Source organism: Streptomyces apricus (assembly GCF_008369065.1).
Classification (GTDB): domain Bacteria; phylum Actinomycetota; class Actinomycetes; order Streptomycetales; family Streptomycetaceae; genus Streptomyces; species Streptomyces apricus.
Genome location: NZ_VDFC01000043.1, coordinates 103,044 through 112,705, shown reverse-complemented (window position 1 = coordinate 112,705; position 9,662 = coordinate 103,044). Strand labels below are relative to the sequence as shown.

Below are 9,662 nucleotides of genomic sequence, written 5' to 3'. Positions count from 1 at the left end.
CTGCTGGACCTGGCGGTCAACGCGCTGGACGAGGACGAGCACCTGCAGCGGCTGCGCGGGTTCGCGCAGGACTCGGGCGAGGGCCGGTGGACGGTGGAGGCGGCGATCGACAACGCGGTGCCGCTGCCGGCGATCACCGCGTCGCTGTTCGCGCGGTTCGCCTCCCGGCAGGAGGACTCGCCGCAGATGAAGATGATCGCGGCGCTGCGCAACCAGTTCGGCGGCCACGCCGTCGAGTCCGCGAAGTAGCTCGACAGCAGTTCCGACAGCAGTCCGGAAGGTCCCGGGACGCTTCCCTGAGCGTCCCGGGAGAAGACGCGGTCCACAGGCCAGTTCCGTGGATCCACAGCCCTGGGGGAGGTCGGCGAACGACCATGCACGTCACGCATCTGTCGCTGGCCGACTTCCGCTCGTACGCCCGGGCCGAGGTGCCGCTCGACCCGGGCGTCACCGCGTTCGTGGGCCCCAACGGCCAGGGCAAGACCAACCTCGTCGAGGCGGTCGGCTACCTGGCGAGCCTGGGCAGCCACCGGGTCTCCTCCGACGCGCCCCTCGTCCGGATGGGGGCGGAGCGGGCGGTCATCCGGGCCAACGTCCGCCAGGGCGAGCGGCAGCAGCTCGTGGAGCTCGAACTGAACCCCGGCCGGGCCAACCGTGCCCGCATCAACAGATCCTCGCAGGTCAGACCGCGTGACGTGCTGGGCATCGTACGGACCGTGCTGTTCGCCCCCGAGGACCTGGCGCTGGTCAAGGGCGATCCCGGCGAACGCCGCCGCTTCCTCGACGAGCTGGTCACCGCCCGTTCCCCGCGCATGGCGGGCGTGCGCTCGGACTACGACCGGGTCCTGAAGCAGCGCAACACGCTCCTGAAGTCGGCCGCGCTGGCCCGCCGCCACGGCGGCCGCACGATGGACCTGTCCACCCTCGACGTGTGGGACCAGCACCTCGCGCGGGTCGGCGCCGAACTGCTCGCCCGGCGCATCGACCTCATCGCCTCGATCCAGCCGCTGGCCGACAAGGCGTACGAGCAGCTGGCGCCCGGCGGCGGCCCGGTGGCGCTGGACTACAAGCCCTCCTCCCCCGAGATCACCGGCCACGCGCGCGAGGAGCTCTACGAGCAGCTCATGGCCGCCCTGGCGGAGTCCCGCAAGCAGGAGATCGAGCGGGGCGTCACGCTCGTGGGCCCCCACCGCGACGAGCTCCTGCTCAGGCTCGGCCAGCTGCCGGCGAAGGGGTACGCCTCGCACGGCGAGTCCTGGTCGTACGCGCTGGCGCTGCGCCTGGCCTCGTACGACCTGCTGCGCGCCGAGGGCAACGAGCCGGTGCTGGTCCTGGACGACGTGTTCGCCGAGCTGGACGCCCGCCGCCGCGAACGGCTCGCGGAGCTGGTCGCCCCCGGCGAGCAGGTGCTGGTGACGGCGGCGGTCGACGACGACGTGCCGGACGTGCTGACGGGGACGCGGTACGCCGTGTCCGAGGGCGCGGTGGAGCGCATATGAGCGAGAACACACCCGAGCCGAAGAAACCCGCCGAGCCGTCCGGCGTCGACCTCGCGCGCGTGGCGCTGCGCGCGGCCAAGGAGCAGGCACGCGCGCGCGGGGACGCGGCGCGGGAGAAGAAGCAGGCGCGCCGCGGCGGGCTGCGCTCCGGCGCGCATGCCGACGGGCGCGACCCCCTGGCGCTCGGCTCCGCCATCAACCGGCTGATCACCGAGCGCGGCTGGGAGACCCCGGCCGCCGTCGGCGGCGTCATGGGCCGCTGGCCGCAGATCGTCGGGGAGGACCTGGCCAAGCACTGCGTGCCGGAGAAGTACGACGAGGACGAGCGGGTACTCGTCGTGCGGTGCGACTCGACGGCCTGGGCCACCAACCTGCGGCTGCTCGCCCCGCAGCTGGTCGCCCGGCTGAACCAGGACCTCGGGCACGGTTCGGTGCGGCTGATCAAGGTACTGGGTCCCGGTGGCCCCACCCACCGCTACGGCCCCCTGCGCGCCCCCGGCAGCACGGGCCCCGGTGACACCTACGGGTGAGCCAGACCGGGCGGTATGCCCCCGGTAGCGGGCGGTTGACACCCCGAAGCGCTGAGTGCCGCTCTGCGCCTCTTTGAGCCCGGGTCCGCATATGGGGAGTCGGTGGAGACCGGTTCAGGGCGGCACATGCGGACTCAGGTACCGGCAAACCCCCATCACTGTCGGCGCTACCGGTAGACTGGAAGCTAATTCCGCCCCACTTGTGGGACACACCGAGCAACGCTGACAAAGGCTCACCGACGTAACACGCCGCAGCCGCTCCGACCACCCTCCCCGGAGGGCCCCGGAGCTTGGCTTGTGCTGTGCCAGAAAGGGCGCTTCGTGGCCGATTCCGGCAACCCCAACGAGAACACCCCGTCCACCGACGCGGGCGCGAGGAGCGAGGCCCAGACCTCGAACGGCGAGGTCACCTCCTCGTACGACGCCAGTGCCATCACCGTCCTTGAGGGTCTGGACGCGGTCCGCAAGCGACCCGGCATGTACATCGGCTCGACCGGTGAGCGCGGACTGCACCACCTCGTGTACGAGGTCGTCGACAACTCCGTCGACGAGGCGCTGGCCGGCCACGCGGACACGATCGAGGTCACGATCCTCGCCGACGGCGGCGTGCGCGTCGTCGACAACGGCCGCGGCATCCCGGTGGGCATCGTCCCCTCCGAGGGCAAGCCCGCCGTGGAGGTCGTCCTGACCGTGCTGCACGCGGGCGGCAAGTTCGGCGGCGGCGGCTACGCGGTCTCCGGCGGTCTGCACGGCGTGGGCGTCTCCGTCGTGAACGCGCTCTCCTCCAAGGTCGCCGTCGAGATCAGGACCGACGGCCACCGCTGGACGCAGGACTACAAGCTGGGCGTCCCGACGGCCCCCCTCGCCAAGCACGAGGCCACCCAGGAGACCGGTACGTCGGTCACCTTCTGGGCCGACGGCGACATCTTCGAGACCACGGAGTACTCCTTCGAGACGCTCTCGCGGCGCTTCCAGGAGATGGCGTTCCTCAACAAGGGCCTGACGATCAAGCTCACCGACGAGCGCGACTCGGCGAAAGCCACGGTGGGCGCCGACGAGGCCGGTGCGGACGAGCCCGTCGAGGTCAGGACCGTCACGTACCACTACGAGGGCGGCATCGTCGACTTCGTGAAGTACCTGAACTCCCGCAAGGGAGAGGTCGTCCACCCCACCGTGGTCGACATCGAGGCCGAGGACAAGGAGCGCCTGCTCTCCGTCGAGGTCGCGATGCAGTGGAACAACAGCTACAACGAAGGCGTCTACTCCTTCGCCAACACCATTCACACCCACGGTGGCGGTACGCACGAGGAGGGCTTCCGCGCGGCGCTCACCGGTCTCATCAACCGGTACGCGCGCGACAAGAAGCTGCTGCGCGAGAAGGACGACAACCTCACCGGCGACGACATCCGCGAGGGTCTGACCGCGATCATCTCGGTCAAGCTCGGCGAGCCGCAGTTCGAGGGCCAGACGAAGGACAAGCTGGGCAACACCGAGGCGAAGACCTTCGTCCAGAAGGTGGTGCACGAGCACCTCACGGACTGGCTGGACCGCAACCCGAACGAGGCCGCGGACATCATCCGCAAGTCCATCCAGGCGGCCACCGCGCGCGTGGCGGCCCGCAAGGCCCGCGACCTCACGCGCCGCAAGGGCCTCCTGGAGACGGCGTCGCTGCCTGGCAAGCTGAGCGACTGCCAGTCGAACGACCCCACCAAGTGCGAGATCTTCATCGTCGAGGGCGACTCCGCCGGCGGTTCGGCCAAGTCCGGCCGCAACCCCGAGTACCAGGCGATCCTCCCGATCCGCGGCAAGATCCTGAACGTCGAGAAGGCGCGGATCGACAAGATCCTGCAGAACCAGGAGATCCAGGCGCTGATCTCGGCCTTCGGCACCGGGGTCCACGAGGACTTCGACATCGAGAAGCTGCGCTATCACAAGATCATCCTGATGGCGGACGCCGACGTCGACGGCCAGCACATCAACACCCTGCTGCTGACCTTCCTGTTCCGCTTCATGCGGCCGCTGGTCGAGGCCGGGCACGTGTTCCTGTCCCGGCCGCCCCTCTACAAGATCAAGTGGGGCCGCGACGACTTCGAGTACGCGTACTCGGACCGTGAGCGCGACGCCCTGATCGAGCTCGGCCGGCAGGCGGGCAAGCGCGTCAGGGAGGACTCGATCCAGCGCTTCAAGGGTCTCGGCGAGATGAACGCCGAGGAGCTGCGCATCACGACCATGGACCAGGAGCACCGCGTCCTCGGCCAGGTCACCCTCGACGACGCCGCCCAGGCCGACGACCTCTTCTCGGTCCTGATGGGCGAGGACGTCGAGGCGCGCCGCGCGTTCATCCAGCGCAACGCCAAGGACGTCCGCTTCCTCGACATCTGAGTCGGTCACCGCTGACCGCGTCAGAAAGGATCTGCACCAGCAATGACCGACGAGAACACCCCGATCGACCCGATCACCACCGTGGATGACAGCGCGTTCTCGATGCGCGTCGAGCCCGTCGGGCTCGAGACCGAGATGCAGCGCTCGTACCTCGACTACGCGATGTCCGTCATCGTCTCGCGCGCGCTGCCCGACGTGCGGGACGGCCTCAAGCCCGTCCACCGGCGCGTGCTGTACGCCATGTACGACGGCGGCTACCGGCCCGAGAAGGGCTTCTACAAGTGCGCCCGCGTCGTCGGCGACGTCATGGGCAACTACCACCCGCACGGCGACTCCTCGATCTACGACGCGCTGGTGCGCCTGGCGCAGCCGTGGTCGATGCGGATGCCGCTGGTGGACTCGAACGGCAACTTCGGTTCCCCGGGCAACGACCCGGCCGCCGCCATGCGGTACACCGAGTGCAAGCTGATGCCGCTCTCCATGGAGATGGTCCGCGACATCGACGAGGAGACCGTCGACTTCACGGACAACTACGACGGCCGCTCCCAGGAGCCGACCGTCCTGCCCGCCCGCTTCCCGAACCTGCTGATCAACGGTTCGGCGGGCATCGCGGTCGGCATGGCCACCAACATCCCGCCGCACAACCTGCGCGAGGTCGCGGCCGGCGCCCAGTGGTACCTGGAGAACCCCGAGGCCTCGCACGAGGAGCTCCTGGACGCGCTGATCGAGCGCATCAAGGGCCCCGACTTCCCGAGCGGCGCCCTGGTGGTGGGCCGCAAGGGCATCGAGGAGGCGTACCGCACGGGTCGCGGCTCCATCACGATGCGCGCTGTCGTCGAGGTCGAGGAGATCCAGAACCGCCAGTGCCTGGTGGTCACCGAGCTGCCCTACCAGGTCAACCCCGACAACCTGGCCCAGAAGATCGCCGACCTGGTGAAGGACGGCAAGATCGGCGGCATCGCGGACGTCCGGGACGAGACCTCCTCGCGCACGGGCCAGCGCCTGGTCATCGTCCTGAAGCGGGACGCGGTCGCCAAGGTCGTGCTGAACAACCTCTACAAGCACACCGACCTGCAGACGAACTTCGGCGCCAACATGCTGGCGCTGGTGGACGGCGTGCCGCGCACGCTGTCGCTCGACGCGTTCATCCGGCACTGGGTGGCGCACCAGATCGAGGTCATCGTCCGCCGCACCAGGTTCCGGCTGCGCAAGGCCGAGGAGCGGGCGCACATCCTGCGCGGCCTCCTGAAGGCCCTGGACGCCATCGACGAGGTCATCGCGCTGATCCGGCGCAGCGACACCGTCGAGATCGCCCGTGAGGGCCTCATGGGCCTCCTGGAGATCGACGAGATCCAGGCCAACGCCATCCTGGAGATGCAGCTGCGCCGGCTGGCCGCCCTGGAGCGCCAGAAGATCGTCTCCGAGCACGACGAGCTGCAGGCGAAGATCCGCGAGTACAACGAGATCCTGGCCTCGCCGGTGCGCCAGCGCTCCATCATCAGCGAGGAGCTGGCCGCGATCGTCGAGAAGTTCGGCGACGACCGGCGTTCCAAGCTGGTGCCCTTCGACGGCGACATGTCCATGGAGGACCTGATCGCCGAGGAGGACATCGTCGTCACCATCACGCGCGGTGGCTACATCAAGCGGACCAAGGCCGAGGACTACCGCTCGCAGAAGCGCGGCGGCAAGGGCGTACGCGGGACGAAGCTCAAGGAAGACGACATCGTCGACCACTTCTTCGTCTCGACGACGCACCACTGGCTGCTGTTCTTCACGAACAAGGGCCGCGTCTACCGCGCGAAGGCGTACGAGCTGCCCGACGCGGGGCGTGAGGCGCGCGGCCAGCACGTCGCGAACCTGCTGGCGTTCCAGCCGGACGAGGCGATCGCCGAGATCCTCGCGATCCGCGACTACGAGGCGGTGCCGTACCTGGTGCTCGCCACCAAGGGCGGCCTGGTCAAGAAGACGCCGCTGAAGGATTACGATTCACCGCGCTCGGGCGGAGTCATCGCGATCAACCTCCGCGAGACGGAGGACGGGTCCGACGACGAACTGATCGGGGCCGAGCTGGTCTCGGCGGAGGACGATCTGCTTCTGATCAGCAAGAAGGCCCAGTCGATCAGGTTCACCGCAACGGACGACGCGCTGCGTCCCATGGGCCGTGCCACCTCGGGCGTCAAGGGGATGAGCTTCCGCGAGGGGGACCAGCTCCTCTCGATGAATGTTGTCCGACCCGGTACGTTCGTGTTCACTGCCACAGACGGTGGGTACGCGAAGCGGACCGCCGTCGACGAGTACCGCGTACAGGGTCGCGGCGGTCTGGGCATCAAGGCCGCCAAGATCGTCGAGGACCGCGGTTCCCTCGTCGGTGCGCTGGTGGTCGAGGAGAGCGACGAGATCCTCGCCATCACACTGTCCGGCGGTGTGATTCGCACGCGAGTCAACGAGGTCAGGGAGACGGGCCGTGACACCATGGGCGTCCAACTGATCAACCTGGGCAAGCGCGATGCCGTCGTCGGTATCGCACGCAACGCCGAGGCCGGTCGCGAGGCCGAGGAAGTCGACGGGGTGGTCGACGACCCGGACGACGTCGAGACGGTCGCCGGCACGGCCGGCACGGACGAGGGCGAGCCGTCCTCGGACGAGTAGCGAGGAGTGAGTCATCGTGAGCGGAGCCACGGGCGCCGGTTCGACCGACACGGGAACGGACGGCGGCCGTGGCTCCGTCACGAAGGAGACTGACTCCCATGATTCTCATGGATCCCAGGGGGGAACTGTGACGGACACCCGAGGTCCGCAGACGCCGCAGTACGCGGCCGGTGCGGCCCCAGGCTCGCAGGTGCCTCCGGGCTCCGCGGCACCGCCCTCCGCGGGCGCGGCGACGCCCACGGGCACCGCCGCGCCGCAGGCTCCTGGCTCGCCCCTGCCGGGCGAACGGCAGCCTCAGCAGGCCGGGCAGCCGTACCGCCCGCCGCAGGCGTACCCGGCGCACACGGCGCCCGCCGCCGGCGCGGCGGTCCGCCGGCCGCGTACCGGGGCGCGCACCACGCCCCGTACGCGCAAGGCCCGGCTGCGGGTGGCCAAGGCCGACCCCTGGTCGGTGATGAAGGTCAGCTTCCTGCTCTCCATCGCGCTGGGCATCTGCACGATCGTCGCGGCCGCGGTGCTGTGGATGGTCATGGACGCCATGGGCGTGTTCTCCACCGTGGGCGGCACGATCTCCGAGGCCACCGGCTCGAACGAGTCGAACGGCTTCGACCTCCAGTCGTTCCTGTCGCTGCCGCGCGTGCTGATCTTCACGTCGGTCATCGCGGTCATCGACGTCGTCCTCGCGACCGCGCTCGCCACCCTGGGAGCGTTCATCTACAACCTCTCCGCGGGCTTCGTGGGCGGTATCGAGCTCACGCTCGCGGAGGACGAGTAAACGTTGTCACGAGGTCGCCCGGGCAGGCCGGAGGTGCCGTCCGGGCGGGCCGGAGCGGGGCGCGGATACCGATTTTGGGACTGACCCCGTCGTGCGCTAATCTTCAGAGGTCAGCGCGCGGGACACACACCGCAGAGCGCGGCGGGGCTATAGCTCAGTTGGTTAGAGCGCATCCCTGATAAGGATGAGGCCACAGGTTCAAATCCTGTTAGCCCCACATACAAGAAGACCCTCAGTCCATGGTGACTGGGGGTTTTCGGCATTCATGGCGGACAGCTGCTCGGGGGCGGTCTTCTCCGGGGCGTGGACACGGTTGCGCAGCGTCTGCGGGGCCGGGACGGCCACGGGTCCACGGGTTCACATCCTGTCCGGCCTCACGCGTACGAACTGCCTTGGCCGATCGCGGCCGTGGGCCTAGGGTCTGCGGATGACCTTGGAATGGGAACAGGTAATCGTCCACTCGGTGGATCCGGCGGCTCTGGGGCAGTGGTGGGCCGACGCGCTCGGCTGGGTCGTGGTGCACTCCTCCGACGACGAGTTCGAGATCCGGCCCGCACCGGATCGTCTGCCAGGGCTGGATTTCGTCCGGGTCGAGGAGAGCAAGAAGACCAAGAGCCGGCTGCATCTCGACTTCAGGCCCGATGACCAGGCCGCCGAGGTGGCCCGCCTGGAGGCGCACGGCGCGAAGCGTGTCGACATCGGCCAGGGGGACCAGTCGTGGGTCGTCATGGCGGACCCCGAGGACAACGAGTTCTGTGTGCTCGGGCAGCGGCGTCAGTAAAGGGCCGTCAGGAGAGGACTCCGGGAGGGTGCTCGGTCCGGCCGGCGTGGGGTGCCGGGTCGTGCGTCCACAGCGAGGCCGGGAGTACGGGGTCATGCCCGGTGCGCGGTACCGGCGCCGACCAGGGTCCGGGCGGGGTCGGAGACCGGTGCGGGGGCCGGGGCCGGCAGCTGGGCCGTGGGCGAGGACTGCGTCGGGAAGAAGCATGCGGCGGCGGGGGCGGCATCGGTTCCGGGGCTGATCTGCGCGGCCGGTGCTGCCGCGGGCGTGTCGTCGATCATGGCGCCCGTCGTCCTGTGGGTCGTGTCGGAGGGCACGGGAAGGCTGAGGGCGGCGGAGAGGTCCTGGGCCCCGGCGGGCGTCGGGACTGCTTCGGTCCTGTCGATTCCGTCGGTGGTCATCGCCGTGGCCGGGGCTGCCGGGACTGCCGGGGCCGGGGCGTTCTCGTGCCTGGCGGTGGCAGTGGTGAGGGGGACGGACGCGGTGTCCGTGGTCGTGGTGTCCGTCGGCGGCCGGTGGCGGCAGGACGGCGAGGAGCCGTGCGCCTCCGCGTGGATGCGCTGCTTCATCGTCGGTGGCAGCGAGTCCGCCCGGGGCCTGGCACGGACGGGCTCCTCCTGCGCCGTCGTCTTCTGCGGGGTGTTGATGTTGCGGGCCGTGGAGGCCTCGGGTACGGCGGCGACGGCGGTCGTCGTGATCAGTCCGAGCGACGTGCAGAGCGTGAGGAAGGCGCTGACGAGCGCGGTCCATAGGTTCATGACCCGGTTGCGGCTCATGGTCCCTCTCTTTCGGCTGGGTGGATTTGCGTACTTTCCTCATGATGTGTATGTCGGCTGCGAGGTGGCGGACCCGGGCCCGTGGCGCGGCGTTCTTCTGATGAACACCACTCGTATGGGCGCAGCGCTCACGACATGACCGGAGGGGCGGGGAAAAAGCGGGCGAAGTACCACTCGGTGAAGTCATGATCACGCTCCGGCCGGGGCGGGAGAGGGCGGCGCGGGCCCGGTCCTACTGGGCCTTTGACGCCGCCAGTTGAGCTCCCGACG

7 protein-coding genes, 1 tRNA gene and 1 pseudogene are annotated in these 9,662 nt (G+C 69.5%); 8 read left to right on the top strand and 1 reads right to left on the bottom strand.

Features of this window, described 5'->3' with window-relative positions:
- The 8 genes and pseudogenes from FGF04_RS18625 to FGF04_RS18590 form a co-directional block, all read left to right on the top strand.
- A pseudogene (locus FGF04_RS18625) lies at nucleotides 1–249 on the top strand (6-phosphogluconate dehydrogenase); the annotation flags it as partial.
- Nucleotides 250–374: 125 nt separating this feature from the next.
- Nucleotides 375–1,499 carry a DNA replication/repair protein RecF gene (gene recF, locus FGF04_RS18620; RefSeq protein ID WP_149512457.1) on the top strand — a complete coding sequence of 375 codons (1,125 nt, stop codon included), beginning with the start codon at nucleotides 375–377 and terminating at the stop codon, nucleotides 1,497–1,499.
- Nucleotides 1,496–2,029 carry a DUF721 domain-containing protein gene (locus FGF04_RS18615; protein ID WP_149512456.1) on the top strand — a complete coding sequence of 178 codons (534 nt, stop codon included), beginning with the start codon at nucleotides 1,496–1,498 and terminating at the stop codon, nucleotides 2,027–2,029. The genes recF and FGF04_RS18615 overlap by 4 nt, the downstream gene beginning before the upstream one ends.
- A 297-nt stretch (nucleotides 2,030–2,326) precedes the next feature.
- Complete coding sequence (gene gyrB, locus FGF04_RS18610; RefSeq protein WP_149512455.1) at nucleotides 2,327–4,411, top strand: DNA topoisomerase (ATP-hydrolyzing) subunit B; 2,085 nt, start codon at nucleotides 2,327–2,329, stop codon at nucleotides 4,409–4,411.
- 42 nt (nucleotides 4,412–4,453) lie between these two features.
- Complete coding sequence (gene gyrA, locus FGF04_RS18605) at nucleotides 4,454–7,060, top strand: DNA gyrase subunit A (RefSeq protein WP_149512454.1); 2,607 nt, start codon at nucleotides 4,454–4,456, stop codon at nucleotides 7,058–7,060.
- Nucleotides 7,061–7,076: 16 nt separating this feature from the next.
- Nucleotides 7,077–7,835, top strand: a complete 759-nt coding sequence (locus tag FGF04_RS18600; protein ID WP_149512453.1) for a DUF3566 domain-containing protein — start codon at nucleotides 7,077–7,079, stop codon at nucleotides 7,833–7,835.
- A gap of 143 nt (nucleotides 7,836–7,978) precedes the next feature.
- Nucleotides 7,979–8,052 (top strand) — tRNA-Ile (locus tag FGF04_RS18595).
- Between the two features lie 210 nt (nucleotides 8,053–8,262).
- On the top strand, nucleotides 8,263–8,616 hold the full coding sequence (locus tag FGF04_RS18590; RefSeq protein ID WP_149512452.1) for a VOC family protein: 354 nt from the start codon (nucleotides 8,263–8,265) through the stop codon (nucleotides 8,614–8,616).
- A 92-nt stretch (nucleotides 8,617–8,708) separates the two neighbouring features.
- Here the strand turns inward: FGF04_RS18590 and FGF04_RS41855 are convergent, their stop codons facing one another.
- Nucleotides 8,709–9,392: a DUF6344 domain-containing protein gene (locus FGF04_RS41855; RefSeq protein ID WP_223146395.1), complete on the bottom strand. Its 684-nt coding sequence runs from the start codon at nucleotides 9,390–9,392 to the stop codon at nucleotides 8,709–8,711.
- Between the last annotated feature and the right edge of the window lie 270 nt (nucleotides 9,393–9,662).

What these genes read in the sequence shown, in the direction of transcription:
- recF (WP_149512457.1), top strand. Translation starts at nt 375, where the DNA reads ATGCACGTCACGCATCTGTCGCTGGCCGACTTCCGCTCGTACGCCCGG.
- FGF04_RS18615 (WP_149512456.1), top strand. Translation starts at nt 1,496, where the DNA reads ATGAGCGAGAACACACCCGAGCCGAAGAAACCCGCCGAGCCGTCCGGC.
- gyrA (WP_149512454.1), top strand. Translation starts at nt 4,454, where the DNA reads ATGACCGACGAGAACACCCCGATCGACCCGATCACCACCGTGGATGAC.
- FGF04_RS18590 (WP_149512452.1), top strand. Translation starts at nt 8,263, where the DNA reads ATGACCTTGGAATGGGAACAGGTAATCGTCCACTCGGTGGATCCGGCG.
- FGF04_RS41855 (WP_223146395.1), bottom strand. Translation starts at nt 9,392, where the DNA reads ATGAGCCGCAACCGGGTCATGAACCTATGGACCGCGCTCGTCAGCGCC.